26 protein-coding genes are annotated in these 26,061 nt (G+C 57.4%); 16 read left to right on the top strand and 10 right to left on the bottom strand.

All coding sequences use genetic code 11. The features are described 5' to 3' along the window. The first annotated feature begins 5 nt into the window (after positions 1-5). Entirely contained in the window at positions 6-782 is a 777-nt protein-coding gene (locus tag C7H09_RS06750) for a TonB family protein (protein ID WP_106761838.1), read from the top strand. A 13-nt stretch (positions 783-795) separates the two neighbouring features. On the opposite strand, the gene grxD is transcribed toward C7H09_RS06750, so the two are convergent. Further along, positions 796-1,122, bottom strand: a complete 327-nt coding sequence (gene grxD / locus C7H09_RS06745; RefSeq protein WP_106761837.1) for a Grx4 family monothiol glutaredoxin — start codon at positions 1,120-1,122, stop codon at positions 796-798. Positions 1,123-1,322: 200 nt separating this feature from the next. Between grxD and argF the strand changes: the two genes are divergently transcribed. Next, on the top strand, positions 1,323-2,237 hold the full coding sequence (gene argF, locus C7H09_RS06740; protein ID WP_106761836.1) for an ornithine carbamoyltransferase: 915 nt from the start codon (positions 1,323-1,325) through the stop codon (positions 2,235-2,237). A 2-nt stretch (positions 2,238-2,239) separates the two neighbouring features. Then, a complete protein-coding gene (locus C7H09_RS06735) occupies positions 2,240-3,307 on the top strand; it encodes an ABC transporter ATP-binding protein (protein WP_106761835.1) in 1,068 nt (355 codons plus the stop codon). 8 nt (positions 3,308-3,315) lie between these two features. Here C7H09_RS06735 and glpK read toward each other — a convergent pair whose 3' ends face one another. The 7 genes from glpK to C7H09_RS06700 all read right to left on the bottom strand — a co-directional run bounded on the left by glpK (position 3,316) and on the right by C7H09_RS06700 (position 12,005). Further along, positions 3,316-4,797: a glycerol kinase GlpK gene (gene glpK / locus C7H09_RS06730; protein ID WP_106761834.1), complete on the bottom strand. Its 1,482-nt coding sequence runs from the start codon at positions 4,795-4,797 to the stop codon at positions 3,316-3,318. 255 nt (positions 4,798-5,052) lie between these two features. Continuing rightward, positions 5,053-6,624, bottom strand: coding sequence for an ATP-binding protein (locus C7H09_RS06725; RefSeq protein ID WP_106761833.1), 1,572 nt, complete (start codon positions 6,622-6,624; stop codon positions 5,053-5,055). Positions 6,625-6,679: 55 nt separating this feature from the next. Beyond that, positions 6,680-7,414 (bottom strand): response regulator, encoded by a 735-nt coding sequence (locus tag C7H09_RS06720; RefSeq protein ID WP_106761832.1) that lies wholly within the window; start codon positions 7,412-7,414, stop codon positions 6,680-6,682. A 137-nt stretch (positions 7,415-7,551) separates the two neighbouring features. Next, positions 7,552-8,028: an FKBP-type peptidyl-prolyl cis-trans isomerase gene (locus C7H09_RS06715; RefSeq protein ID WP_106761831.1), complete on the bottom strand. Its 477-nt coding sequence runs from the start codon at positions 8,026-8,028 to the stop codon at positions 7,552-7,554. Continuing rightward, entirely contained in the window at positions 8,018-10,240 is a 2,223-nt protein-coding gene (locus tag C7H09_RS06710; protein WP_106761830.1) for an acetyl-CoA hydrolase/transferase C-terminal domain-containing protein, read from the bottom strand. Before C7H09_RS06710 ends, C7H09_RS06715 begins: the two co-directional genes overlap by 11 nt. A 139-nt stretch (positions 10,241-10,379) precedes the next feature. Further along, the gene (locus C7H09_RS06705) at positions 10,380-10,736 is read right to left on the bottom strand and encodes a hypothetical protein (RefSeq protein WP_106761829.1); all 357 of its coding nucleotides are present in this window, start codon (positions 10,734-10,736) and stop codon (positions 10,380-10,382) included. A gap of 231 nt (positions 10,737-10,967) precedes the next feature. Continuing rightward, entirely contained in the window at positions 10,968-12,005 is a 1,038-nt protein-coding gene (locus C7H09_RS06700) for an NADP(H)-dependent aldo-keto reductase (RefSeq protein ID WP_106761828.1), read from the bottom strand. Between the two features lie 99 nt (positions 12,006-12,104). On the opposite strand from C7H09_RS06700, the gene C7H09_RS06695 reads away from it, so the two are divergent. Beyond that, positions 12,105-13,334 carry a glycosyltransferase family 4 protein gene (locus tag C7H09_RS06695; protein ID WP_106761827.1) on the top strand — a complete coding sequence of 410 codons (1,230 nt, stop codon included), beginning with the start codon at positions 12,105-12,107 and terminating at the stop codon, positions 13,332-13,334. Next, entirely contained in the window at positions 13,318-13,866 is a 549-nt protein-coding gene (locus C7H09_RS20485; RefSeq protein ID WP_106761826.1) for a phosphatase PAP2 family protein, read from the top strand. Before C7H09_RS06695 ends, C7H09_RS20485 begins: the two co-directional genes overlap by 17 nt. A gap of 11 nt (positions 13,867-13,877) precedes the next feature. On the opposite strand, the gene dinB is transcribed toward C7H09_RS20485, so the two are convergent. Further along, on the bottom strand, positions 13,878-14,942 hold the full coding sequence (dinB, locus tag C7H09_RS06685) for a DNA polymerase IV (RefSeq protein WP_106761825.1): 1,065 nt from the start codon (positions 14,940-14,942) through the stop codon (positions 13,878-13,880). A 122-nt stretch (positions 14,943-15,064) separates the two neighbouring features. On the opposite strand from dinB, the gene C7H09_RS06680 reads away from it, so the two are divergent. The 5 genes from C7H09_RS06680 to minE all read left to right on the top strand — a co-directional run bounded on the left by C7H09_RS06680 (position 15,065) and on the right by minE (position 17,617). Next, positions 15,065-15,331 (top strand): DUF1244 domain-containing protein, encoded by a 267-nt coding sequence (locus C7H09_RS06680; protein ID WP_240616526.1) that lies wholly within the window; start codon positions 15,065-15,067, stop codon positions 15,329-15,331. Next, entirely contained in the window at positions 15,331-15,720 is a 390-nt protein-coding gene (locus C7H09_RS06675) for a HopJ type III effector protein (RefSeq protein ID WP_106761823.1), read from the top strand. Before C7H09_RS06680 ends, C7H09_RS06675 begins: the two co-directional genes overlap by 1 nt. Further along, positions 15,717-16,478, top strand: coding sequence for a septum site-determining protein MinC (gene minC / locus C7H09_RS06670; protein WP_106761822.1), 762 nt, complete (start codon positions 15,717-15,719; stop codon positions 16,476-16,478). Before C7H09_RS06675 ends, minC begins: the two co-directional genes overlap by 4 nt. Positions 16,479-16,549: 71 nt before the next feature. After that, positions 16,550-17,362, top strand: a complete 813-nt coding sequence (minD, locus tag C7H09_RS06665; protein ID WP_106761821.1) for a septum site-determining protein MinD — start codon at positions 16,550-16,552, stop codon at positions 17,360-17,362. A gap of 3 nt (positions 17,363-17,365) precedes the next feature. Beyond that, the gene (minE, locus tag C7H09_RS06660; protein ID WP_106761820.1) at positions 17,366-17,617 is read left to right on the top strand and encodes a cell division topological specificity factor MinE; all 252 of its coding nucleotides are present in this window, start codon (positions 17,366-17,368) and stop codon (positions 17,615-17,617) included. 13 nt (positions 17,618-17,630) lie between these two features. Here minE and C7H09_RS06655 read toward each other — a convergent pair whose 3' ends face one another. Then, complete coding sequence (locus C7H09_RS06655; RefSeq protein ID WP_106761819.1) at positions 17,631-18,638, bottom strand: DUF2804 domain-containing protein; 1,008 nt, start codon at positions 18,636-18,638, stop codon at positions 17,631-17,633. Positions 18,639-18,774: 136 nt separating this feature from the next. Between C7H09_RS06655 and C7H09_RS06650 the strand changes: the two genes are divergently transcribed. The 6 genes from C7H09_RS06650 to C7H09_RS06625 all read left to right on the top strand — a co-directional run bounded on the left by C7H09_RS06650 (position 18,775) and on the right by C7H09_RS06625 (position 26,054). Beyond that, positions 18,775-19,500: an START domain-containing protein gene (locus C7H09_RS06650; protein ID WP_106761818.1), complete on the top strand. Its 726-nt coding sequence runs from the start codon at positions 18,775-18,777 to the stop codon at positions 19,498-19,500. A gap of 77 nt (positions 19,501-19,577) precedes the next feature. Continuing rightward, positions 19,578-20,069 (top strand): CBS domain-containing protein, encoded by a 492-nt coding sequence (locus C7H09_RS06645; RefSeq protein ID WP_106761817.1) that lies wholly within the window; start codon positions 19,578-19,580, stop codon positions 20,067-20,069. Positions 20,070-20,093: 24 nt separating this feature from the next. Then, positions 20,094-21,479: a PhoH family protein gene (locus C7H09_RS06640; protein ID WP_206074281.1), complete on the top strand. Its 1,386-nt coding sequence runs from the start codon at positions 20,094-20,096 to the stop codon at positions 21,477-21,479. Positions 21,480-21,594: 115 nt separating this feature from the next. After that, complete coding sequence (locus tag C7H09_RS06635) at positions 21,595-23,208, top strand: FAD-dependent oxidoreductase (protein WP_206074280.1); 1,614 nt, start codon at positions 21,595-21,597, stop codon at positions 23,206-23,208. Between the two features lie 4 nt (positions 23,209-23,212). Beyond that, on the top strand, positions 23,213-24,403 hold the full coding sequence (locus C7H09_RS06630) for an L-lactate dehydrogenase (RefSeq protein WP_106761815.1): 1,191 nt from the start codon (positions 23,213-23,215) through the stop codon (positions 24,401-24,403). Next, positions 24,396-26,054 (top strand): acetolactate synthase large subunit, encoded by a 1,659-nt coding sequence (locus tag C7H09_RS06625; RefSeq protein WP_106761814.1) that lies wholly within the window; start codon positions 24,396-24,398, stop codon positions 26,052-26,054. Before C7H09_RS06630 ends, C7H09_RS06625 begins: the two co-directional genes overlap by 8 nt. Positions 26,055-26,061 lie beyond the last annotated feature (7 nt).

Below are 26,061 nucleotides of genomic sequence, written 5' to 3'. Positions count from 1 at the left end.
CCGCAATGCCGGTTTCGGATCTGCCCTCGGCTTCCGCGCCGGCAGGCTATCGATTATGGTTGGCGCTGTCGGTGGCTCTGGTCGTTCACACACTGGCTTTGGCCGGGTTGCCAGCCTTTACTGCGCACCAAGAAGTGTCACGGCCCCGGGTGGAAATTATGCTGGCGTCGCTCTCGCGACCCCCGGCTCCTGTCTCCCCGGGCTCCACACCGGTTCCGGACAAGGCGCAACTGGCCTCCACGCCATCTCAACAGCGAACAGATTCCAAATCGAAAGCCTTACCAGAGCCGGTCGCCAAAACGCAAACCCCGGAAACAAGCGCCCGAAAACAAGCGCCCGAACCTGACCGGCAGCGCACCTCATACGCCAGCCCGGCAGCACCAAACACGCCATCGTCCACAGGCGCCTCTCCGGCAGCACAACAAAACCCCAGCCTGCACCGCCGGGAGCTTGAACAGAATACAAAGAATCAGGTCAGCAAATCGCCGAGTGAAACCGATCCATACCTGATCAAACTGGCCAGCCACCTGGCACAACAACTGGAGCATCAACGGATACCCGCGGTATCACAACTCGGAAGCACCGTAACGATGGGAATTGAACTGAGACTGATGCCCAATGGAGCGCTCACACGGGCAAGGGTTGTATCGTCCAGCGGCGTACAAGTTATAGACGAAACGGTGTACAGAACCGCTCTGGCCGCAAGCCCCTACCCGAAACCAGACAACCAGGATTCAGACCGGTTCGAGGTGAAACTGATATTCACCCCGCCCCCGTGGTGATTATGCGGTGATATCAGGCGCTGGCTTCGCCAACAGCCGCTTTTACCACCTTCGCCAGCTCACCGCTTTCGGCCATTTCCAGCACGATGTCGCAACCGCCGACAAGCTCGCCGTTCACATAAAGTTGCGGATAGGTTGGCCAGCTGGAATACACCTTCAGGGCTTCCCGCAACTCCTGGTTGTCGAGAATATTGACGAACGCAAAGCGCTCACCACAGGACATCAACGCCTGCACGGTGCGCGAAGAGAAGCCGCACTGAGGCGCCTGTGGCGTCCCCTTCATATAAAGAATGACCGGGTTTTCTTCAAGCTGGGTCTTGATGGTTGCATTGATATCCATGAACAAATACCTCTGGTTTGACATCGAATGTGCCGTACACGGGCTAATCCCACCATTGTACACGGGTCCCCGATCCGCCACCAAACCAGGCGCTTTGATCCAGAACAAGGCGTTAACTGCCAGCGTTGTTTTCACGATACTGACGGGATAAACTTGACGGCTTTTCCTAACGGGCGGTTTGCTTGAAACAGGGGCCTTTCATGGCAGCAAGACACTTTCTGACATTAAGTGACATGACCACCGCAGAGCTGGAGGACGTGCTGGATCACGCCTCCCGTCTGCGCAAGGAATGGCGAAACGGCCAGACTCGGGACACACTGAAAAACCGAGTCCTGGCGATGATTTTCGAGAAATCCTCCACCCGGACACGGGTATCGTTTGAAGCAGGTATGACCCAGCTTGGCGGCACCGCCATGTTCCTGTCATCACGCGATACGCAGCTTGGCCGGGGCGAACCCGTCGAAGACTCTGCCATCGTTATCTCCAGCATGGTCGACGCGGTAATGATCCGCACGTTTGGCCACGATACCGTGGAACGTTTTGCCGCAGCTTCAAGCAAACCGGTCATCAACGCCCTCACCGACGATTATCACCCCTGCCAGCTGATGGCCGACATGCAAACCTACCGTGAGCTCAGAGGCAGCATCAAGGGCGCCACTGTTGCCTGGATTGGTGACGGCAACAACATGTGCCATTCTTACATGAATGCCGCAGAAAAATTCGGATTCCACCTCAACATCGCCTGCCCGGAAGGCTACGAGCCATCCAGCCAGTTGATGGAACAGCACGCTGAACGCATCACTCTGGTTCGAACCCCCGAAGAGGCCGCTCGTGGCGCCAACCTGCTGGCAACAGATGTCTGGGCCTCGATGGGTCAGGAAGATGAACAAAAGGCCCGCGAAAAAGCCTTCAGCAGCTACCAGATCAACCCGGCGCTGATGACCCTGGCAGATAATGATGCCCTGTTCCTGCATTGCCTGCCTGCACACCGTGGCGAGGAAGTCTCCGCTGATATGATGGAGCACCCCGCATCGGCCGTCTGGCATGCAGCAGAAAACCGGCTCCACGCCCAGAAGGCGCTGCTTGAATTCCTGATCCTGAACCGTCTGGACTGACTATGCCCGAGACACCGAACACCCAATGGCTGCTGGAAGTTGAAAACCTGGCTTGCGGCTACGGAGGCGACTCCGTTGTGCGAAACATCAGCTTCGCACTGAGCCATGGCGACATCGGATGTCTTCTGGGGCCCAGCGGTTGCGGAAAAAGCACAATCCTCCGCGCACTGGCAGGCTTCTTACCGATCAATGAGGGTGAAATCCGACTACAGTCCCGGGCTATCAGCCTGCCCGGTCGTGCCATGCCACCGGAAAAACGCAAGATTGGCATGGTGTTCCAGGACTACGCCCTGTTCCCGCACCTGACCATTGCCGATAACGTCGGTTTTGGCCTGAAGGAACTGGCCAAACAGGAGCGTCGCCAGAAGGTCATGGACTTGCTGCACCTGGTTCATCTGCAGGATCTCGCCGACAACTACCCCCACGAACTGTCCGGCGGCCAGCAGCAGCGCGTCGCACTGGCCCGGGCGCTGGCGCCGGAACCCACGCTGATTTTGCTGGACGAGCCTTTTTCAAACCTGGATACAGACCTGCGCCGCCGCCTCAGCCTGGATGTTCGGGAAATCCTCAAGTCACTTGGCATAAGCGCCATTCTGGTCACCCACGACCAGCAGGAAGCCTTTGCCATGTGTGACCAGGTCGCGGTGCTCCAGAACGGCCAAATCCAGCAGTGGGATGTGCCCTATAACCTGTATCACGAACCGGCCAACCGCTTTGTGGCAAGCTTCGTAGGCCAGGGTGGTTTTATCCCGGGCAAGGCCCTCGGGCCCGACACCATAGAATCGGAGCTGGGCGTGATCGATGGTAACCGGGCCTACAAATGGAAGCCCGGAACCCTGGTGGATGTATTGATCCGCCCAGATGACATTGTCTATGACGCCGAATCAGACCTGAAGCCCAGAGTGATTGAAAAGACCTTCGCAGGAACATCAACCCTCTATCGTTTCCAGTGTTCAGGCGATACTGAGTTTGAAGCCCTGTTCCGAAGCCATCTGGACTTTAACCTGGGAGAGCAGGTGCCGGTAAGGGTTGAAGCGGATCACCTGATTGCCTTTGAGCGCAATACCTGAGATAGCCATCAGCTATTGCACACCCGCTCTACAGCATCCAGCCAACCAGCATACAGCGACTCCCGCAAGGCTGGCTTCATTTCCGAGCGGAACTCGCGCTCGCGCGCCCATAGGGCTGCGATGTCATCGACGCTCTCAAAAACCCCCGTCTGCAGGCCAGCAAGGTAGGCGGCCCCGAGCGCCGTGGTTTCGGTAACCCGCGGGCGGTCGACGGGTACATTGAGAATATCTGCCAGAAACTGCATTACCCAGTCATTCACCGCCATACCCCCATCAACCCTCAGCGACTCGATGCGCGCGCCATCGTTACGGATCGCCCGAACAAGGTCTTTGGTTTGATAGCAAACTGATTGCAGGCCTGCAGTCACAATCTCACCAATGCCGGTGTCACGGGTAAGCCCGAAAATGGCCCCGCGGGCATTCGGGTCCCAGTGGGGCGCGCCCAGCCCGGTAAATGCAGGCACCATATAGACAGAGTTGTTGGCCCCCACCTGACTAGCGTATGACTGCGACTCACTGGCGTCGGAAATCAGCCTCAGGCCATCACGCAACCACTGCATGGCCGCGCCTGCAACAAAAATACTGCCTTCAATGGCATAAGAGGTCTGTCCCTTCAGGCGGTAGGCCACCGTGGTCAACAGGCGGTTCTCTGAGCGGACGGCATTGCTGCCGGTATTGAGAACCAGAAAACAACCGGTTCCATAAGTGGTTTTTGCCATGCCCGGCTCAAAACATGCCTGCCCGATCAGTGCAGCCTGCTGATCACCCGCTACCCCGGCAATTCTTACCGGCCCGCCAAACAGGCGGCCATCCGTAACCCCAAAATCGGCGGCACAATCCAGCACCTCGGGCAACAGTGCTTCGGGTACGCGAAACAGCCTCAATAATTCCGGATCCCAGGCCTGCTTGTGAATATTGAACAGGGCAGTCCGGGAAGCGTTGGTTGCATCTGTCCGATGATGCGCGCCAGCGGTCAGGTTCCACAACAGCCAGCTATCAATCGTGCCGAAGGCCAACTCGCCAGCCTCTGCACGGGCGCGGGCACCCTCTACATTATCGAGGAGCCAGGCAATCTTTGTCGCCGAGAAATAGGGGTCAATCAACAGGCCTGAGCGCTCTACCACAAGAGCCTCGTGCCCATCCTGGCGCAACTTTGTACAGACTGAGGCGGTTCTTCGATCCTGCCAGACGATGGCCTTATGAATCGGCTTGCCACTCTCACGATCCCAGATCACGGTGGTTTCCCGCTGATTGGTAATTCCGATACCGACCAGGTCGGCTGGCTCTGCCCCACAACGCCGAAGAGCCTCCCGGCAAACCGACAAGGTACTGTCCCAGATCTCGCTGGCATCGTGCTCTACCCAACCGTCTTTCGGGAAGTACTGGCGAAACTCCTGCTGAGCCAACGCAACCAGCTCTCCGTGAGCATCAAAGATAATGGCACGAGAACTGGTCGTGCCCTGGTCAATGGCAAGCAAATAGCGGGACATGGTGATCTCCTGTTGTTTTCAGGAGAGTGTAACAGGGGCAGGCACGAGAAAGACGTGAATCAGACTGAAGCTCGAGGCAAAAAAAAGGACTGGAAAAGATCCAGCCCTCAAAAGACGAATGAAACAAGGAAAGTTCGTAAGAACTACAACCTCAAAAGTCATCCCTTACACCGCCAATTGTTAACTATCGGTCAGGCTCGTTCAGTTATAGTTCTGTTGAGGTTTGTTACATTTAGTGAGGCATAGAGAACTGCGTCACGAAAGCCCGTCTGGCGCTTTCCGGCGCGGCCAGACTAAGCTGAACCTGGCACCCCCCAGGTGCTCACTCCGGCCAACAAACGCCTGCCCGCCATGCCAGTACAGAATGCGCCGGACAATAGATAAACCAAGACCATAGCCACCCGAGTTTCGGGTTCGGCTGTCATCCAGGCGGGCAAACGCGGTGAACACTTTTTCCCACTCAGACTCGGGAATCCCAGGCCCATCGTCTTCCACATCAATCCGGCAGTTGTCCTCATCCAGATGGCAGCTCACCTGTACCCGCCCGGCCGCATAGCGCGCCGCATTGCCGACAAGGTTCTGAACCGCGCGATGGATGTAGCGTGGCTCGACATCGGAGATTGACCAGCGTTCCGAACCTTCACTGAACCTGCTTTCGATCTCTATACCTTCACGAATCAGCTTTTGCTCTGCAACAACCTGTTGAACAATATCAGTGACGGATGCCTCCCTCAGGGTAAACACCGGGCCGCCCTGCTCCAGCCTCGCATAGGTAAGGATCTCGTCAATCAGCTCATCCAGCTCCTGAATGTCGCCATCAATACCGGACAACTGTTTTTCCAGTACCGCCTGACTGGTTCCCGGCTCAATCATTTGCACACCAAACCGGATGCGGGCAACCGGGGTGCGCAATTCATGAGAAACCGCATGAATCATTTCCTGCTGTACCTGCACCAGCCGCTGTATGTGCTCTGCCATGGTGTTGAATGACAACGCGAGCCTGGACACCAGTGCGCCATCCTCGGCCTCTACCCGGGCACCCAGTTCGCCTCGGGCAATCCTGATGGCCACCGACTCCACCTTCCGAAGGTTACCATCGACAAAGCGCAAGCCAAGGTACAAACCCAGAGCAATAACGCCGCCAACCAGGCCGGTCAACAATAATAAAACCGGCCATTCCCAAGGGTTAAACGGTGGCGGCATGATCAGTTGCACCAACGCCCCATCCGACAAGCGCATCAGCGCCCGCAAAACGCCGTCATCATGCTCAAAAAGGGTAAGCCCGGAACTGTTCAGGCGCTGCAGAACGTTTTGATCCGGTAAATCTTCTGTTTTCTCAATCTGGTGAACCTGAACACCCAGGGCGTCGCCCAACTCCGGCGCTAGCGTGTGGCGCTGGCGCGCCGGTACATTATCCAGATGCCACCGCACCAGAATCGAATTTAACAAGGCAAGGTCGCGCTCCGGCTGCTCCAGCGTCAAGGCCAGAACCGACTGATCCGGCAACAGCACATACGCCAGCCGTCCGGCATCGGAGCGAACCGAAACTACCTGGCCATAGCCAAGCCGCTCCTGAATCACAGGAGACAAGCCCAGGCTGACCGGAGAGCTTTGTCGAAGATCAAACCGGGGAGGCAGCCATGAATAATTGCTGAGAGGGTCAGGGGTTGCTGCCAACCAACGCATGGCAGGCGCCGACGCCTGCTCGTGCCAGTACTGGCTGCGAACAGAATTAATTCCATGAAACAGCAGCGCGCAAACAAGAGCAACAACCACGACTATCGCGGCAATACGGAGGTAGGCTTTCAGGAAGAAGCTAAGCGACATGGCACCAACCCGGAAGAACGGCGCAGGCGACTGACCACCCGCGCCGCCAGAAATATCAGACTTCCTTTACAAACAGGTAGCCTTTGCTGCGAACCGTTTTGATGCGCCGGGGATGAATAGGATCATCACCAATCTTCGGGCGAATTCTGGATACCCTGACATCAATCGAGCGATCCTGACCGTCGTACTCAATTCCCCGAAGTGCGGTGAAGATCTCCTCCCGGCTAAGCACCCGGCCCGCATTGCTGGCCAGCAGCCAAAGCAGGTCAAATTCGGCGCTGGTAAGATCAATGCTCTGCTCATTCAGCCAGGCTTCCCGCATGGAACGATCCACCACCAGATCGTTGAACTGCAAACGAACGGGCTCTTCCTGCGCGCTCTCCCTGGGCGTGGCCTGAACGCTGTCGAGGCGCCTCAGCAATGCCCGGATGCGGGCCAGCAACACCCTGGGCTGCACCGGTTTACCAATATAGTCATCGGCGCCCATCTCCAGGCCAAGCACCTGGTCGAGATCGTCGGTGCGGGCCGTAAGCATGATAATCGGGCCGGAATACAGCGGCCGGACTCTCCGACAAATCGAAAGGCCATCTTCACCCGGCAACATCAGATCCAGAACCACCAGATCGGGCTGCTCTTTCTGAATGCGCTCAACCGCTGCACCTCCGTGGGACTCCACAGACACCGTCAGGCCGTTGCTTTCCAGATATTCACGGGTGAGATCAGCAAGCCGCTCGTCGTCTTCGACAATCAGAATCCGCCAACTTTCGTTTGTTTGCTCCACGCCATCCATCTCTGTTTATGCTCTTCCGGTTGTATTGGAGGTTCGCCCAACGATACAGGCAACGTTCGGTTACAACAATTATACATGGTATTGAAAAATATACAGGGAACCATCAATAGGTTACACCTGATCACAATAACCACACCCTAAAACAGAGGATTACCCTGCTCGATTTCATCAACTGTCGCCTCACGACGACCGATAATTTCCAGGTCAAAATACAGGGTAAAGCCCGCCAAAGGATGGTTGGCATCGACCTTTACCAGGTTGCCATCAATAGCAAGCACCTGAACCACCTGGGCCCGGTCGCCAGAGTTGGTCTGGAACTTCATGCCGACGGCCAGGTTCTCCACTCCCTCAAACATCGAGCGGGGCACCTTGCGCACAAGGTCATCCCGGTACTCACCGTATGCCATCTCCGGCGGGATCGTTACCTCCAGGCAATCACCAACGCTGCGGTCACGCACCGCTTCCTGGATGCCGGGAATGATGTGGGGGCTGCCGTACATAAAGTGCAAAGGCTCACTGCCTTCAGACGTATCGACCAGTTCCCCGGCCGCGTTTTTCAGCACATAGTGGACAGTGTAGATATCCGGTCGTGTCTTGGCTGTATCAACTTGCATCAGAACTCTTTTCGTCCTCTGTCGGCTTAGGGTCAAGCTGTTGCAGACCATAAATAACCAGTTTTCGATCGAGTCGGGCTTTCATATCCCCAGGGTTGGTTAACCCCATGCGCTCAATCAGCGCTGCGTATCTGCCTGATTCATCTTTTACTTTCAGCGCCTGCAACAAAGTTACAAGTTTACCACGAGGGGTGGCTGTACCGGCCTTCAGGCCCTTAAGGGCTTTCCCTAACCTGAGCTCTTCATCGGTAAAGTCCCGACCAAAGGGGAACGGTGGGAACCAGTCGCCTTCACCCGCGAAGGACAACGCAGTTCGCACCGAAGACGGGGTATTGCCCTGCCACTCCGGAGGCAACCTGAAGTCTGCCCGCACCTTACCCGCCTTCTTCGCCTGCTTCAGCAATCCGGCCTGAAAGCGGGAATCCGCTATCCGGATCAGCCGCAAAATAACCTCTTCATCCGGCTGGCCCCGAAGATCTGCGATGCCATATTCGGTAATCACAATATCCCGCAAATGGCGGGCAATGGTGCAGTGGGCATAATTGAAGACAATATTCGAGACGACCTCCCCACCGGACACCCTTGTTGCCCGCAATGCCAGAATCGAACGGGCCCCCGGCAACTCATGGGCCATGGAAACGAAGTTGTACTGCCCGCCAACACCACTCACAACACGACCATCATCCAACCCGTCGGATACAGCCGCGCCATTGATGGTGTACATCATGGTTGAGTTGATAAAACGGCCATGAACCCGCTGGGCAGCTTTGAGCCTCTGGTTGCCAAACCGGTGATCATAAAGATGATTGATAAAATTGACGCTGGTCATACAGATTTTATCGCGTTGCTCCGGCGGCAGCTCCCGAAGCGCCTGATAGAAGGCCTCCGGTCCTACATAAAAGCCGCCATGCATCAGAATGCCGCCACGCAACCTATCTCCAAGGCCCTCGCGCTCAAGCAGTTCTCGGGTCTGCTCAAGACTGAGATCCGCGTCTGCAACCGAACCCTCACCAAAGTGCAGGCAACCGCCTTTCAGCTCCACCGAATCCTTCAGGATCCCGTACTTCACCAGCCAGCGAAGATCCCGGGCCCGCAATGGCGACGCAATGATTCCCTCCTGCACCAGAGTATCGAGCATCATCAGCGAGGGCGTCTGCGAAATTAACGTGCGGTTAATCAGATCCTGTAAGTCGGCATCATCAAACACCTCTCGTTTGAGAATACCTTCCTGTAACAGATACAGAAATCCATCGACCATCATTTCGCTGCAACCGTAAAGCCCCTCCTCAAACCGGCCGGTACCACCGCATGCTTCGGCAACCGGGAACCGGGAGGCGACATCGAGATGATCGTAAACCGCCCGCCATTCATCGTTGTGCTTGTGGCGCAGAATGGCATTGTGAACCAGAGAAGCACCCAGAGCGCCAATACCAACCTGCAGTGTGCCTCCATCTTTCAAGAGGCTGCTGGCGTAGAAGCCAATCAGATGATCCGCCGGACTTATAGCCATCTGAGGCGCAGAAAAAAGCGGGTACTCTGTATCGGCGCTCGCCAGAAACATATCAAACTGATCCGCAGCAATGGCCGCATCATGGCCAAACCAGGGCAGCTTGGTATTCACTTCGGCGACGGTTGCCACCGGCACCCCCTGCTGCTCGCGCGCCCGCAACTCCGGCAAGATATCGAGTGACAAATCGGGGTTACAGCTGAGGCTCACCATTCCGGGATAGCCGTGAGGCTCTCCGGGCGCGACCAGCTGGCCCACCACATTCACACCCTGCGCCATCAAGTCCCGAACGGCATGCGTATAGTTAGTGCAAACATAGTTCTGCTGCTGGCTCCGGTTATTCAGATAACTACCGGCTTTAAAGAAGAACTCGGACACCCGAACATTTGCGGGCAAGCGGTTAGCCATCACATCCCGGGCGTAAGCCAACTCTGGAATGCTGCCATAGAGGCGGCGAACAAAAGGATCCAGAAAACGCTTTTCGAGTGACGAACCACCCTGCGGAGCCAGTAGCGACAGGGCGGTCACAATATGAAGCTGAATCTCGGGATCAGACTTTGCCCGCTCGTACAGGGCATTGGCAAATCGCAGCGGTTTACCCAGGCCCAGTGGCAGGCCCAGCGTAATCTGCTTACCGACACGCTCGATAACCTGATCGACACACAACTGGGCGTCATCGAAAAAGACTCCATTCTGACCTGTCATTACCGGTTCCTCGTTAATTGAGAATCTCAACGGAACAGATAGTTACACGACAAATGCAGTCTGACAATGCGTCAGGTCATAACCTTATTGAGAAAGCGCTTCTAATTGATAGGTAAAGAAGGGAAGTAGCCGTGAGGGTTCAGAACTTCCAGCGCAGGTTCAGGCAGGCGCCTTCATTCAGCAGAGCAAAACCGTGATCCGCCATGGCAGGATCCGAGGCATAGGTCTTACCACTTTTTTCTGCGCGGCTGAAACCGAGACTGATAAGCCGGGAACCAATGGCCGTCAAGGCCTCCTGGCGGGCGTCTTCTTCGTAGTCTCCAGCCATCCATTCCTGAAGCTGCCGGGTTTCGGCAACGGATACCATTTCATTACGCTCCGCCAGCATCCGCTCAGAACGCAGAGGTTCGGATAACGGGCGCTCAGACGCTTCGGCCCGCACCACGAAAGCGATGCAATTGAGCGCTAGGAGGGCGATAAACAAACGTAAAATCATGGCTATAGACAAATCCGATTCGGGCGGATGATTGTAAACGACTCTTGCGATTAAAGTCTAATGGTTGGCGAAAATAATTGTGTGATCTTGCACACAGTCAGTCAAATCTTCAGCGCCATTTTGCCGCCTTTTTTGTCAACAAATGATCACTTACATTTCAATGTGTAACCGGCCTGCGCCAAACACACGGGCACAGGCCGCCCCCCCCCTGTTTCAGGCTCGGGATCAGGCTCAAGGGCAGGGGTAAGTAAACTCATCGTGAATAGCTTCGATCGCCGATATCAGGTCATCGCTTAAAGCGGTTGTTAATGAACCAATGTTCTCCTGCAGCTGATCCATCGTGGTAGCCCCGATGATATTGCTGGTGACAAAGGGGCGACTGTTTACCCAGGCCAGCGCCAGCTGAGCCGGAGTCAGACCGTGCTGGTGCGCCAGCTCTACATACGCCCGGGTGGCATCACTGGCACGCTCGCTGGTGTAGCGGCTGAACCGCTCATACAAAGTCAGCCGGGCATTCTCGGGCCATTTACCTCCCAGGTACTTACCGGTCAACATCCCGAACGCCAGCGGCGAATAGGCTAACAGCCCGGTACCCTCACGATGGGCAAACTCGGCCAGCCCGGCCTCGAACGACCGGTTCAAGAGGCTGTACGGATTCTGGATAGAAACCGCACGGGGCCAACCCCGCTCCTTTGCCAGCCGCAGATACTCCATGGTTCCCCAGGGGGTCTCATTGGATAACCCGATATGCCGAACCTTGCCTTCACGCACCAGGCCATCCAGCGCCTCAAGAGTTTCCTCAATTGGCGTCATCTGCTCGCGGTCATTATGGACATAACCCAACTTACCGAAGAAGTTGGTATTACGATCCGGCCAATGGATCTGATACAGGTCGATGTAGTCGGTCTGAAGCCGCTGCAGACTGCCTTCACAGGCTTCCCTGATCTGCGGCCCGGTCATCCTCGCGCCGCCCCGAAGATAACCAAAACCGGGCCCGGGCCCGGTTACTTTGGTTGCAATCACCAGATCATCCCGCCGGCCACGCCGGGCAAGCCAGTTGCCCAGGTACTGCTCAGTCCGGCCCTGGGTTTCGGCTCTTGGCGGCACCGGGTACATCTCGGCTACGTCAATAAAGTTGACACCCTGGCCCGTGGCGTAATCCAGCTGATCGAACGCTTCCTGCTCGGTGTTCTGCTCACCCCAGGTCATGGTGCCCAGACAGATGAGGCTGACATCGATACCGGTTTGGCCAAGTTTTCGCGTTTGCATGGAATCTCCTTCAGGTAAACCCGCGCCGGGGAAAGCAATGTAAGCAAAACGTCACCATAGCGTCGCACCTGTGTCACAGGCACACTTCAGAGTGACAGCATGACAGACACACTAAGACAGTCGGCCGCGGTAGCGTCTGCCACCGTTACACCCAACCGCCGAAACATTACCATTGTTTCCGAAACCTTTCCGCCAGAAATCAACGGAGTCGCCAACACTCTCAAGCACCTTTGCCAGGGGCTGACAGAGAACGGCCACAAGGTAACCGTTGTGCGCCCGGGACAAGGAGATGAGCCAACCGGCTTTCGAGAAGGGGAACACGCCCACCTGTGCCACAATGAATGGCGAACCCGCAGCCTGCCGATTCCCGGCTATTCAGAACTTCAGTTCGGCGTTATCACACCAGCTACGCTACGACGTCTCTGGCAACAGGTGCGGCCCGACAGCATCTACATTGCCACACAGGGTCCGCTTGGGCTATCCGCGGTCTTGGCAGCTCGAAAACTGGGACTGCCGGTCAGCTCAGGCTTTCATACCAACTTTCACTCATACTCCCGGTACTACCGTCTAGGCGCTTTCGAACCACTGCTCACCCGTTATGGCAAATGGTTTCACAACCAGACGTCAACCACCCTGGTACCAACCCGGAAAATGCAAAACATTGTCCGCAATATGGGCATCACCAACAGCAGTGTTTGGAGTCGCGGAGTGGATTGCCAGAGATTTTCACCTGAAAAACGGGATCAGGCACTTCGCCAGCAGTGGGGGCTGAGCAATCATGAATGCGCTGTTCTCTACGTCGGCCGGCTGGCCGCAGAAAAAAACCTGCAGCTTGCCCAAAAATGCTTTGAGCAAATCCGGCACCAAAACCCGAGTGCCCGATTTGTTCTCGTGGGCGATGGCCCGCTACGACAAAGACTCCAGGCAAAACACCGCAGTTATATCTTCTGTGGGAATCGGCAAGGAAACGACCTCGCTCGTCACTATGCCTCTGGAGATGTGTTTTTGTTTCCTAGCAAAACCGACACATTTGGCAATGTCGTTCTCGAAGCCATGGCAAGCGGGCTTGCCGTCGTGGCCTTTGACGATGCTGCGGCTGCCGAGCACATTAACCACATGAAGAATGGTTTAAAAATCGACCTGTCCGATGATCAATCCTTCATCAAACAGTCAATTGCGCTTGCGGGCCAGCGCCAACTGATAGCAACCCTGGGGCGCGAGGCACGCTCAAGCGCGCTGAAACTCGGCTGGAAAAGTCAAATCGAACAATTTGAAAGGCTAACCATTCCACCCATGAAAGAGCTTCAAAACCATGATATCGAGCAATAGGACATCACGAACATTTGCGCGGGCAGATCAGTATGAGTTTGCACTGTGCCAGGCGATCAACCGCTACATTCGATTCAGATTCGTTCTCGGGTATTTTCGCCTGGTCAGCCGCCTCGGAGATGGCTGGTTCTGGTACGCGCTGATTCTGGCCTTACCGCTACTACCAGAGTCTGACAGCCCCACGCAGGCATTGCACATGGCACTCACAGGACTTGCATGTACCATCGCCTACAAGTGGCTGAAAAGCGGGCTTGTCCGGGAGCGACCGTTTATTTCGTTTCCCAGTATCGACTGTGCAACGCCTCCTCTGGACAGGTACAGCTTTCCATCAGGCCACACACTGCACGCAGTCTGCTTTCAAACCATACTGTTTATAAGCCACCCGGTTCTTGCGTGGTGGATTTTGCCATTCACAGTATCCGTGGCAACTTCCAGGGTTGTCCTTGGGCTCCACTACCCCTCCGATGTATTAGCTGGCGCGTTTTTTGGCGGAGTAATCGGCTGGTTATCAACGCTCTACTTCACGGGCTGACTATCCGGCGCCTACTCAAAGAGCCGCAGCTGTGTTGTCGGTGCGTCGTCATTGCGAAACCGGACACCCACGCCCAGCAGGCGCACCGGCCTGTCGGTTTTTACCATCAACTCATCCAGTAACGGCTGGTAGTCTGCCAGCGCAGGAGCGCCCACCGACTCCCTGACCCGCTCCAGGGTGTGCGTTGAGAAATCACTGTAGCGGATCTTCACAAACAGTTTGTGGATCGGCTTGCGCCCCCCCTTCCGTGACAAGCGGACACCAAGATCCGCCACCAGAGCGGGCATAACAGCTTCACAGGCGGTTTTATCCGGCAAATCCTGAGCGAAGGTGCGCTCTACACTGACCGATTTTGCAACCCGGGACACCACCACCGGCCGCTCGTCGCGCCCATGGCTCATTTCAAACAGCCGGTAGCCCTGTTTGCCGAAGCGATCAATCAGCACATCGGCGCCAAGGGCCTGCAAATCACCACAGGTTTTCACACCAAGAGCGTGCAGCTTACCGGCAGTCACCTGCCCTACCCCAAACAGCTTTTCTACCGGCAGCGCATGGACAAATCCCGCCACCTCACCCGGCGTAATCACAAACAGGCCATCCGGCTTGCGCCAATCGCTGGCGATTTTGGCAAGAAACTTGTTCGGAGCAACACCCGCAGACACCGTGATGCCCACATCCTTCTTGATTCTCGCCCTTAACTGCTCGGCCATACGCGTTGCACTGCCCTGGCAGGCATCAACATCGGTTACATCCAGAAACGCCTCATCCAGCGACAGCGGTTCCACCAGATCCGTCAACTCCCTGAGGATGGCCATTACCTGCTGTGACGCCACCCGGTATCGGGCCATGTCGGGCGGTACCGTAACCAGCCCGGGGCACAGGCGCCGGGCTTCGCCTCCGGGCATGGCCGAGCGAACCCCGAATGCCCGGGCCTTGTAATTGCACGTGGTGACCACCCCACGGCCGCCAGCTCCGCCAACCGCCAGAGGAACATCGCGCAGCGAGGGGTCATCGCGCATCTCAACGGCCGCATAAAAGCAGTCACAATCCACGTGGATGATCTTGCGCTGGTGCATGAATGGCGCTCACGTTAACAATCTGTACATTTATACAGCCTTGTATCTTACGGTAACATGCCGAGAATGTCAGGATCTCCAATCTAACTGGCAAGCCACAGTGAGGCCCCATGAGCAACCCGATTCCAGATGCACAAAGGACAGAACTTGAAGCCGCCGCTTTCCGGCGACTGGTCAGCCACCTTCAGGAACATACCGAAGTACAGAATATAGATCTGATGAATCTGGCCGGTTTCTGTCGTAATTGTCTGTCCAAGTGGTACCGCGCCGAAGCACAGGAGCGCGGGCTGGAATTATCCGATCCGGAAGCCCGGGAAATTATTTACGGCATGCCCTACGAGGAATGGAAGTCGAAATACCAGAGCGGTCCAAAGCAGGATCACAAATAATGAACATCAACGATACCGTGCGCATTCACCTGGCATCACTGCAGGCCGGGCATTGCGGTTTCGATGAGACACTGGCACTGATCAGTCATCATTTCGATTACCGGCCCACGGGGTTCGACAACGGCCCTCTGCGCAACGAAGCGGGCGAAAACGGAGGCTCCTGCCGTATTTTCGCATTGGGCGAGCACTGCAGCCTTACCGAAAGCGAAACGCTCCGGTTATTTGCCCAGCACTATCAGCAGGTTCTGAACGACCCCGCCGGCGACAGTCATAGCAACATTCGCCAGTTCATCAGCACCGGCTGGTCCGGCATTCACTTTGATACTCCCCCCCTGCGCCTGCGCACAGGTCATCGGGCACCGGACATCAGGGAAGACCAATCTTCATGAACACAACCGCAACCACCAGCGCAGAACAAAGCTTTCAACTAAAGAGCGCCAGTGTCTCGCTGACCGCGCTGGAGCTTTACTATTTCGAGAACGCTCAGTTTGAGGCCGATCTTCGCGATAAAATCAGTCAGGCACCGGGTTTTTTCAAGGATATCCCGCTGATCATCAGCCTGGACAAATACCAGGGCCCGGATCGCGAACTCGATTTTTTCAAGATCATCGGCACCTGCCGGCGCCACAATATTCATGTGATCGGAGTGCGGGCCGCCAATGACGATCAGCGCCGCCTTGCCCGCGGTGCGTCCCTGGCGCTGCTTCCAGGAGGCACCGTCAAAGAAAAACCGGCGCCTGCCGAAGCACCGGACACAGCCCCCGCTACAACAGCCGACTCTGCACCCGCCCCCGAGATCGCCAGTGAAGCGGCACCGGCCAAAATCATCAGCCAGACCGTGCGATCAGGCCAGCAAGTCTATGCTCCTGAGGGGGATCTGGTCATCCTCGCACCGGTGCAGGCAGGCGCGGAAGTTCTGGCGGCGGGTAATATCCATGTGTACGGCCCGCTTCGCGGCCGGGCACTAGCTGGCATTCATGGCGCAGAAAGCGCAAGAATTTTTTGCCAGTCGCTGGAAGCAGAGCTTGTGTCCATCGCCGGACACTATAAAATCTCAGAAGATCTTCAGGACGCAGGCTGGAAGAGCCCGATGCAGATACAGCTCAGGGATGATGTGCTGGTGGCCGCGCCCCTGGACAGGGCATGATGTTCTGGCATCCGATAAAAATCACTGAAGACGCTCCCTGGACGAATACACCGAGAAACAGGAACTGAACCTTGGCCAAAATTATTGTTGTTACCTCAGGAAAAGGCGGGGTTGGTAAAACCACCACCAGCGCCTCCATCAGCACCGGCCTGGCAAAACGGGGTCACAAAACCGTCGTCATCGATTTTGACGTGGGCCTGCGAAACCTGGACCTGATCATGAACTGCGAGCGACGGGTGGTGTACGACTTCGTCAACGTTATCCAGGGCGATGCCACGCTGAACCAGGCACTAATCAAAGATAAACGGGTCGACACCCTTTATATTCTGCCAGCCTCCCAGACCCGCGAAAAAGAAGCCCTGACACGTGACGGCGTTGAAAAGGTCATCAACGAGCTGTCAGAAACCTTCGATTACATTGTCTGCGACTCCCCGGCAGGCATTGAGCACGGTGCTCAGATGGCCCTCTACTATGCCGACGAAGCTGTTGTGGTAACCAACCCGGAAGTCTCCTCGGTGCGCGATTCCGACCGCATTCTCGGCATCTTGCAGAGCAAGTCTCGCCGCGCCGAAATGGGGCAGGACCCGGTGAAAGAGCATCTGTTACTGACCCGTTACAACCCAGAGCGGGTGGAGCGTGGTGAAATGCTTTCCGTGCAGGATGTCGAAGAGATCCTCGCCATTCCCCTGCTTGGTGTTATCCCTGAGAGCCAGGTGGTGTTGAATGCTTCAAATCAGGGCCTGCCGGTGATTCTCGAGGAGCAGAGCGATGCAGGCCAGGCCTATGATGACGCAGTCGCAAGGCTTCTGGGTGAAGAGCGTGAACACCGGTTCATGACCGCCCAGAAGAAAGGCTTCTTTTCACGGATGTTCAAAGGAGGCTAAGGGATGAGTTTCCTAGACTACTTCAGAAGCAAGAAAACCAGTTCTGCCAGCGTCGCCAAAGAAAGGCTGCAGATTATTGTTGCCCACGAACGCGGCCAGCGGGAACAGCCGGACTACCTGCCGCAACTGCAGCAGGAGCTGCTGGAGGTAATCCGCAAGTACGTTCAGATCAGCGATGACATGATCCAGGTGGATGTCGACAGGAACGACGACTGCTCAGTACTGGAGCTGAACGTTACCCTGCCCGAGAAGTAACCTGTTGCCCGGCTTACCAGCGGGCAAAATGGTCTTCCATCAATCCATGCAAACCGTTTACCTGAATCCGTTTACCGGCATCATCCGTGATGGTGCCGGTAAAACTGCCGACAAACTGACGGAAGTTTGAAGCCAGCAGCCAGGCATTCAGCTTCTCTTTGCGCACCCCGGCGGGCACAAAAGCCAGATCCACTCGCCCATCGTCTGTGGTCACCGCCCAGTCCGACCCGGGCTGATAACGGTCAAAGACAAACCGTGCAGCACCCAGCCTGATTCGCTGCCCATCCAGCCAGAGCGCATTTTCTGTCATGCCGGTTTCGTTTACCCCGGCGGCCAGATTCAGCCCCAACGAACGGCCATCGCCAGTCACTCCCGCCAGACAGGCCCAGTTCCAGGCCGTCTCCCGCCTCATGAACCCACAACTCCAGTCAATAGCACCCCGGGTCTGCTCATCACTGCGCCACACCTGGTTACCCAAACGCACCTCACCATCCACTTTCAGGCCAGCGGACTTCCGGGTGAAAACCCAGCCGTTGTAACCCGCCGGGCAAACCAGCCTTAGAGGCTGATCGGTATCTGTCAGTTCCAGATCGACGCGCACATTGCCTGGCGCAGCAACCCGGATATTCCGCCCGCCTGCCGCAAGCTCGATCGCCATACTCACGTCGCCCTTGTGAAATCTGGCGTGGCCACGCTCGGGGTAGGGCTCCAGGCTGGTACCCCGGGCCAGAGGTTGCAGGTACGAATGCTCGAACATCTGCCCGGACTCAAAGTCGTACAGGTAGAAAAACCCGTTGCCAACCAGGTTGAGATCGACAATGGCCAGCCCGAACACCCACCCCGGCCCCATGGCGCTGACAAACTGGAACTGATTGAAGCGCCAGCGCTTGGCAAACTGGCTCCTGGGCTTATCCATGGATGTGCGCAGGTCATAGTCCAGGTAGTTCACGACATCCACCGGCTGATCAATCAACCCGGGCGTAATCCCGCCTTTAGCATTTACCAGATTTTTTTGTGTCATGGTTACGTCAGTTCAGGCCATAAATCCATTCACACGCCCAACCCGGCCAACTGGTTCACAAACCCCTGAATTGACGCACAGAAGCCCGGAATCAGCGTGCTAGACTCGACGCACCTTCACCCTGAAAGTGTAGCCTATGCCCACAATCAAAGCCCGAAGCTTTCCTGGCCTGCGGCAAGCCCTTGCCCTGACCGCCCTGTTGGCGGTTGCCTTGCCGTCGATGGCAGCCCCCATGCCAGAAGAGCAATCACCGGCCTGGATCTTGCGCAAGCAGGTCGATAACATCGAAATCTATACCGCTCCCCGGGCAGGATCCGGTTTCGAAGCGTTCAAGGCAGTCGCCATCCTCAAGGCGCCGATTGAAAATGTCATGGCAGTCATGATCAACCCCGAATCCTGCGAGCAGTGGGTTCATAACTGTTCCGAGTCTTACGCCGTCGGCCAACAGGATTTTCATGACCGCTACGCCTACTCGGTAAACGACATGCCCTGGCCGGTCACCGATCGCGATTACGTTCTGCGCATACGTACCCGGGGCGAGGCCGGCAGCGGCGAAATCGTTATGGACATGAACGCCACCCCGGATATCCGGGCGCAATACAGCAGCCGTGTTCGGGTAGACCACTCCAACACACACTACCGCCTGATTCCGGAGGGCGAACAAACCCGCATGATCTGGATTCAGCACACAGACCCCAATGGTGCCCTGCCCGGATGGCTGGTAAACAGCCTGATTGTTGATATCCCGCTGAAATCGATCCAGGCACTGGAGGCGCTTGCTCAGCAGGAGCAGTACCGGGGCTACCGCCTCGACTGGGCAAATGACGGCAACCTGAAGGCCGTCACCCGGAGTCAGCCATAAACCGCAGCTTTCGGGATGACGTTGCGCCCGGGACGCGATAAGCTTGCAACAAAGGTCAGCAAACGGAAGATGCGCCCATGAGTGTTCTCGCACACGAGATCATGACCCCCACCATCAAGGCGGTGCCCCATCACTGGACTATGGATCGGCTGGCCCGCTTTCTCACCGACAACGAAATTACCGGCAGCCCGGTGACCGATGACAACGGCGACATCATCGGCATTGTCACCTTGAAGGACATCACCGAATTTCGCTGGAACGCCAACGACACGAACGATCAGCCAGCCTTGTCCGACGAGGATCGCGCAGCGGCCCGTCACCTGCGCAGGGTACTCTTCGAAGAAATGGGCAAAGTGCCGGTAGAAGTGCGGGATATCATGACCCCCATCGTGTTATCGGTTGACGAACAGACCCCGGTGCGAGACATTGCCGATATCATGATGCAAGAGCACCTGCACCGGATCTTTGTCACCCGCGATTCAAAAATCACCGGCATAATAACCACCTACGACATGCTGAAACTCGTTTCCGACAGAGACCTGACGCAGCGTTGCGCAAAGACCGACTGAGCCACCAGAGAGGTAGCGCCCCCTATGCCCAGAGCACCGCAAGCTCGCCGGAAAATGTACGTCCTCGACACCAACGTTCTGATTCACGACCCGAACGCACTCCTGAATTTTGAAGAGCATACCGTTATCATCCCGATGACCGTACTTGAAGAGCTGGACAGCCTGAAATCCGGCAAGCAGACCGTCGCCGCCGACTGTCGCCAGGCCATCCGCAATATCGATAAGCTGCTGGGTGATGCCAGCCCGAAAGCGATTGAGAAAGGTGTTCCCATTCTCCGGGGCAAGAAGGCGGATCCGCTTGGCACCCTGTCCATCGTCATGAGTTCAGAAGGCGCAGGCAACCACTCGCTGCCCGAGCACCTGAATGACAACAAGATCATCAACAGCCTGGCCGCTCTGCAAGCCCGGCATACCTCCCACGACATCATCCTGGTAAGTAAAGACATCAACATGCGGCTGAAAGCCCGGGGCTTTGGTGTGGAAGCCCAGGACTACCACAACGACCAGCTACTCGATGACATTGACCTGCTGCCCAAAGGCTACCAGGAGTTCCACGGCTCCTTCTGGGATGGCATTGCCAAAGTGGAGACCGTCCAGCGTGAAGGTGTTACGGAACATTTGCTGAAACGGGAAGGTGAGCTGGCCAAACTGAACATCAATGAATACGTCATCGACGAACAGGGCTTTATCGGCCAGGTGGTTGATGTATCAGAAGATCAGTTGGTTCTGAAAGACCTGCACCAGCACGACCTGATGAACGAGGAAGTCTGGGGACTGGTGCCTCGCGACATCTATCAGGCCATGGCCCTGAACCTGCTGCTCGACCCCGACATTCATCTGGTGAATCTGACCGGTTCCGCCGGTTCCGGGAAAACCATTCTGGCGCTGGCTGCCTGCATCGAAATGACCGTCGCCAACAAAGCCTACAAACGCATCATCGCCACCCGGTCCACCCAGGGGCTGGACGAAGACATCGGCTTTTTGCCCGGCACCGAAGCGGAAAAAATGGAACCCTGGCTGGGTGCCATTGTGGATAACCTGGAAGCGCTGCACGAAGACGACGAAAACATGACCGCCAGTGTCGACTACATCCTCAGCAAGGTGCCGCTGCACTTCAAATCCATGAACTACATCCGGGGCCGCAGCTTCCAACACAGCCTGATTATCATCGACGAATCACAGAACCTGACCCCGCACCAGATCAAAACCATCATTACCCGGGCGGGCAACGGCTCCAAAGTCATCTGCCTTGGCAACCTGGCACAGATTGATACCCCCTACCTGAGCCCACTGAGCTCTGGCCTGACTTACATGACCGAAAGGTTCAAGGGCTTCCGCCACGGCGGGCACATTCACCTGCAGGGCGTGCCCCGCTCTGTGCTGGCGGAGTTTGCGGAGGCCAACCTGTAGCCGGGCACCATTGATCCTGGAGGCAAGGGCTTCGGTCTTCAGGGTTAATCGAGAGCAATATCGCCCAGAGTAGGATTAACCTATAAAAAATCTAACAAAATCATAGGGGAAAGCCATGACCAACGTGATGGCCTCTGACGTACTGGTAGCCGGAGGAGGCCTGGCGGGCATTGTGACCGCACTGGAAGCCTTGAGGGCAGGTAAATCCGTTACCATTGTTGACCGCGATACACCCGAACGCTTTGGCGGCCTTGCACTCTGGGCGTTCGGGGGCATGGCACTGGTCGGCACCCCTCTGCAACAGCGAATGAAGATTCCGGACTCCCCTGCCCGGGCACTGGCGGACTGGATACGTTTTGGTGAACTGAATCCTGATGATGCTCTTGCGATGGAATGGGCCCGCTACTACGTGGAGCATTCGCGCCCCGAGGTGTACGACTGGCTGACCCGCGAGGGCCTGAAGTTCATGCCCGCCGTAAACTGGGTGGAACGGGGTCGCCTGGGTGAAGGTAATAGCGTTCCCCGTTACCACATCGTTTGGGGCACGGCCCGGGAACTGGTGCGCTGCCTGGTGGATGCCCTGCACCGGGCCAACACCCACGGCCGACTCACACTGCTCCATCGCCATCGGGTGACAGGCCTGGAGCAAGCCTCGGGCAAAATTTCCGGTGTCCGCGCAATCAATGAGCAAACCGGTCAGGAAATAGAACTGGATGCTGGCCACGTAGTGCTCGCCATGGGCGGCATCAATGGCAGCCACCAGGAGTGCCGGAAGAACTGGCCCGCCAACCGGCCGATGCCCGCGACCATGCTCAACGGCGCGCACCCGTTTGCCGATGGCAAGCTGCACCACTGGGCGGTGGAACACCTGGGCGCACAAATTGGCAACGCTGGCGAAATGTGGAACTACGCTGCAGGCTTTCCGCACCCCTACCCGCACTATCCCGGCCACGGCCTGTCGACCATCCCCTGCAAATCCGCCCTTTGGCTGAACCACCGGGGCGAACGCATCGGGCCTGAGCCTCTGGTCACCGGCTTTGATACACACTGGCTGTGCCAGCGGGTGGCCGAACAGGAAAAGCCCTGGACCTGGCATTTGCTGAACCGCCGCATCGCCCTGAAAGAATTTGCCATTTCCGGTGCCGAACACAATGCCCGTATCCGCGACAAACAATTCCCCCTGTTCCTGAAAGAACTGCTACTGGGCAACAAACCGCTGGTCAACCAGATGCAGAACGAAAGCCCCTACTTTCTGGTTGACCACACTCTGGATGGCCTGGCCAGGAAAATGAACGCGCTCACCTGCTCGCTGGATGTAGACGCCGCCACGCTTAAAAGGACGGCCGATGCCTTCGACGCCAACTTCAGCAAAGGCAGCCAGCTGCACAACGATGCACAAATCCGCATGATCCGCCACGCCCGCCAATGGGGCCCGGATCGACTGCGCACCTGCAAGCCGGCCGCCCTGCAGAAACCCGGTGCCGGGCCATTTATTGCCATACACATGCAGCTGACCACCCGAAAAAGCCTGGGCGGGCTGCGCACCAACCTCGACAGCCAGGTACTCGATGCCAGCCATCAACCCATACCCGGGCTCTACTGCGTAGGCGAGGCCGCTGGCTTCGGCGGTGGCGGCTGCAATGGCAAACGCTCGCTCGAGGGTACTTTCCTGCCAGGCTGCATCCTGACGGCCAGAGCTGCCGCACGCAGCATTCTTCGGGGAGACTGAACAGATGATATTGCGCTATCCGGCCACTGCGGCCGACTACCAGAAACTGGCCCGCCGGAAACTGCCCCGATTCCTGGCAGATTATCTGGATGGCGGCGCTGGCGAAGAGCTTACCCTGAGCGCCAACAATAAGGGCTGGCAAGCCATTCCGCTGCGCCAGCGGGTTATGATCGACGTCGATCGGGTGGACACCAGCACCACACTGGCGGGCCAGCCCAGCGATATGCCTGTGGCCCTGGCGCCACTGGGGCTGGCAGGTATGATGGCAACGCGGGGCGAGGTGCAGGCCATGCGAGCCGCCACGGCCCACAACCTGCCATTTACTCTGTCTACGGTGGGTATATGTTCACTGGCAGAGGTCAACCAGGCAACGCCCTCAGCCTGTTGGTTCCAGCTCTACATGCTGCGCGACCGGGAATTCGTTAAGGCTCTGCTCGAGCAAGCCTGGCAAGACGGGTGCAAGACCCTGATATTCACCGTCGACCTACCATTACCCGGCCCCCGGCATCGGGATACCCGCAATGGCCTGAACAGCGCTGGCGCACGTTCTCTCGCCCTTAAAGCACAGCAACTGATTACCCGCCCCGGTTGGCTCTGGCACGTGGCCAAAAATGGCAAACCCCTGACCTTTGGCAACCTGAGCAATGCTCTGCCCGCCGCCACGGATCTGGACGCATTCAAGCACTGGATCGACACCCAGTTCGATGCCTCGGCCACATGGCGGGACATTGAATGGCTGCGCCATCTCTGGCCCGGCGCTCTCATACTCAAGGGCATACTGGATGCCGACGATGCCCGCGCTGCGGTAAATGCCGGCGCCGATGGCCTGGTGGTCTCCAACCACGGTGGCCGCCAACTCGATGGCGTTGCCGCAACGGCCCTCAAACTCCCGGAAATCGTCGCAGCGGTTGGCCACCAAACCACCGTTCTGGTAGACGGCGGCATCCGCAGCGGCATCGATGTTTTCCGGGCGCTGGCTCTGGGTGCCGAGGGGGTAATGGTCGGCCGCCCCTGGGCCTGGGCCCTGGCGGCAGGTGGGCAGGCCGCCCTCACCCATATGCTGGCCAGCTGGCAACAGGAACTGAAGCTGGCGATGTCTCTGACGGGCGTCACCCGCATTGCCGATATCGGCCCCGAACATCTGGACTTTATCGAACCACAGACTGTCGAAAGCCTGGAGAATAACAATGAGTAATGGCGCGCAAGCCTTGATGAAAACCCTGGTGGATGCCGGTATCGAGGTGTGCTTCACCAACCCTGGCACCAGCGAAATGCACTTTGTGGCCGCGCTGGACGCAGAACCGAAAATGCGGGCCGTGCTTGCCCTGTTCGAAGGTGTAGCCACCGGTGCCGCCGACGGCTACGCCAGAATGGCGGACAAGCCGGCGGCAACGCTGCTGCACCTGGGTTGCGGCCTTGGTAACGGCCTGGCTAACCTGCACAACGCCCGCAAGGGTAAAGTACCGGTGGTGAATATCGTCGGCGACCACGCCACCTATCATGTGCAATACGACGCCCAGTTGCAGTCGGATATTGAAACGGTGGCCCGCAACGTTTCTCCGGGCTTTGTTCGCACCTCCCGGAGCACCGAAGCCCTGTGTCAGGATGCCGCCGACGCCATTACCGCCGCCCGCGGCCTGCCCGGCCAGGTAGCCACACTGATTCTGCCTGCCGATGTGTCCTGGGGCGAAGGTGGCAAGCCTTGCCAGGTACCAGAACAACAGGAAGCACCAGCCGCCGGTGAACAGGCTATACAGAACGCCGCCGAGGCCATCCGCTCCGGGCAGAAAACCGCCCTGCTGCTCGGTGGCCAAGCATTGCGGGAGCCCAGCCTGATGGCAGCGGCCCGTATTGCCGCCCATAACGGCGCCACGCTGCTTGCTGAGACCTTTCCGACACGCATGGAAAAGGGCGCGGGGTTACCACCGGTAGAAAGAATCGCGTATCTGGCCGAGCTGGCCAGCTTGCAGCTGGCCGAATTTGAGCACCTGATTCTGGTGGATGCCAAGGCACCGGTTTCCTTCTTTGGTTACCCCGGAAAAAAGAGCTATCTGGTGCCGGACAGCTGCCAGGTACATACACTCAGTACCGCCGAACAGAATGCCCCAGCCAGCCTGAACCGCCTGGTCGAAACACTCGGCGCACAGCACGCCACACCACTGGTGCAGCACGCCAACCGCCCAGGGCTGCCCAAAGGCAAACTGACCGCCGAGAAAGTATGCCGCGCGGTTGGCGAACTGATGCCCGAAGACAGCATTCTGGTGGACGAAGCCATCACCTCGGGCCTGATGCTCAACGCCCTGACCGCCGGAGCGCCAAAACACGACCTGATCACCCTTACCGGCGGCGCCATCGGCCAGGGCCTACCCAGCGCCACCGGCGCGGCCATCGCCTGCCCCGATCGCCCGGTGTTTGCGCTTATAGGCGACGGCACCGCCATGTACACCATTCAGGCCCTGTGGACCATGGCCCGGGAAAACCTCAACGTTACCAGCATTATCTTTAACAACGCCTCCTACTCCATCCTGAATGTGGAACTGGATCGGGTTGGGGCACAGGACAGCGGTGCCAAAGCCAAGTCACAGCTGGACATCAGCGGGCCAGTCACCAACTTCGCCACGCTCGCCCAAAGCATGGGGGTGCACGGGGTTCGGGTATCCACCTCTGAGGAACTGATCAAAGCCATCCGCTACGCCCAGAGCCAGCCCGGCCCTCACCTGATCGACGCGGTAGTGCCCGAATCTCTCAACGGCATGAAGCGCAAAGTGCTGCCCTGGTTACTGAAATCATTGCCCAGCCTGCCAAGGCCACTGACCATGGCCCTGAAAAAGAAAATTGCACCCTGAGAGTGAA

Origin of the sequence: Marinobacter fuscus, assembly GCF_003007675.1 — a bacterium.
GTDB lineage: Bacteria > Pseudomonadota > Gammaproteobacteria > Pseudomonadales > Oleiphilaceae > Marinobacter > Marinobacter fuscus.
The sequence above is the reverse complement of the archived record's forward strand: the minus strand, read 5'-3'. Positions and strand labels throughout refer to the sequence as shown.

Bases quoted from the DNA above. Each gene is read 5' to 3' on its own strand.
- dinB (WP_106761825.1), bottom strand. From the start codon at position 14,942: ATGCACCAGCGCAAGATCATCCACGTGGATTGTGACTGCTTTTATGCG.
- C7H09_RS06640 (WP_206074281.1), top strand. From the start codon at position 20,094: ATGCCCAGAGCACCGCAAGCTCGCCGGAAAATGTACGTCCTCGACACC.
- C7H09_RS06675 (WP_106761823.1), top strand. From the start codon at position 15,331: ATGAACATCAACGATACCGTGCGCATTCACCTGGCATCACTGCAGGCC.
- minE (WP_106761820.1), top strand. From the start codon at position 17,366: ATGAGTTTCCTAGACTACTTCAGAAGCAAGAAAACCAGTTCTGCCAGC.
- C7H09_RS06635 (WP_206074280.1), top strand. From the start codon at position 21,595: ATGACCAACGTGATGGCCTCTGACGTACTGGTAGCCGGAGGAGGCCTG.
- C7H09_RS06655 (WP_106761819.1), bottom strand. From the start codon at position 18,638: ATGACACAAAAAAATCTGGTAAATGCTAAAGGCGGGATTACGCCCGGG.
- C7H09_RS06750 (WP_106761838.1), top strand. From the start codon at position 6: ATGCCGGTTTCGGATCTGCCCTCGGCTTCCGCGCCGGCAGGCTATCGA.
- C7H09_RS06650 (WP_106761818.1), top strand. From the start codon at position 18,775: ATGCCCACAATCAAAGCCCGAAGCTTTCCTGGCCTGCGGCAAGCCCTT.
- C7H09_RS06700 (WP_106761828.1), bottom strand. From the start codon at position 12,005: ATGCAAACGCGAAAACTTGGCCAAACCGGTATCGATGTCAGCCTCATC.
- C7H09_RS06725 (WP_106761833.1), bottom strand. From the start codon at position 6,624: ATGTCGCTTAGCTTCTTCCTGAAAGCCTACCTCCGTATTGCCGCGATA.
- glpK (WP_106761834.1), bottom strand. From the start codon at position 4,797: ATGTCCCGCTATTTGCTTGCCATTGACCAGGGCACGACCAGTTCTCGT.
- C7H09_RS06720 (WP_106761832.1), bottom strand. From the start codon at position 7,414: ATGGATGGCGTGGAGCAAACAAACGAAAGTTGGCGGATTCTGATTGTC.
- C7H09_RS06735 (WP_106761835.1), top strand. From the start codon at position 2,240: ATGCCCGAGACACCGAACACCCAATGGCTGCTGGAAGTTGAAAACCTG.
- C7H09_RS06705 (WP_106761829.1), bottom strand. From the start codon at position 10,736: ATGATTTTACGTTTGTTTATCGCCCTCCTAGCGCTCAATTGCATCGCT.
- C7H09_RS06695 (WP_106761827.1), top strand. From the start codon at position 12,105: ATGACAGACACACTAAGACAGTCGGCCGCGGTAGCGTCTGCCACCGTT.
- C7H09_RS06710 (WP_106761830.1), bottom strand. From the start codon at position 10,240: ATGACAGGTCAGAATGGAGTCTTTTTCGATGACGCCCAGTTGTGTGTC.
- C7H09_RS06625 (WP_106761814.1), top strand. From the start codon at position 24,396: ATGAGTAATGGCGCGCAAGCCTTGATGAAAACCCTGGTGGATGCCGGT.
- minC (WP_106761822.1), top strand. From the start codon at position 15,717: ATGAACACAACCGCAACCACCAGCGCAGAACAAAGCTTTCAACTAAAG.
- C7H09_RS06715 (WP_106761831.1), bottom strand. From the start codon at position 8,028: ATGCAAGTTGATACAGCCAAGACACGACCGGATATCTACACTGTCCAC.
- C7H09_RS20485 (WP_106761826.1), top strand. From the start codon at position 13,318: ATGATATCGAGCAATAGGACATCACGAACATTTGCGCGGGCAGATCAG.
- C7H09_RS06630 (WP_106761815.1), top strand. From the start codon at position 23,213: ATGATATTGCGCTATCCGGCCACTGCGGCCGACTACCAGAAACTGGCC.
- argF (WP_106761836.1), top strand. From the start codon at position 1,323: ATGGCAGCAAGACACTTTCTGACATTAAGTGACATGACCACCGCAGAG.
- C7H09_RS06645 (WP_106761817.1), top strand. From the start codon at position 19,578: ATGAGTGTTCTCGCACACGAGATCATGACCCCCACCATCAAGGCGGTG.
- grxD (WP_106761837.1), bottom strand. From the start codon at position 1,122: ATGGATATCAATGCAACCATCAAGACCCAGCTTGAAGAAAACCCGGTC.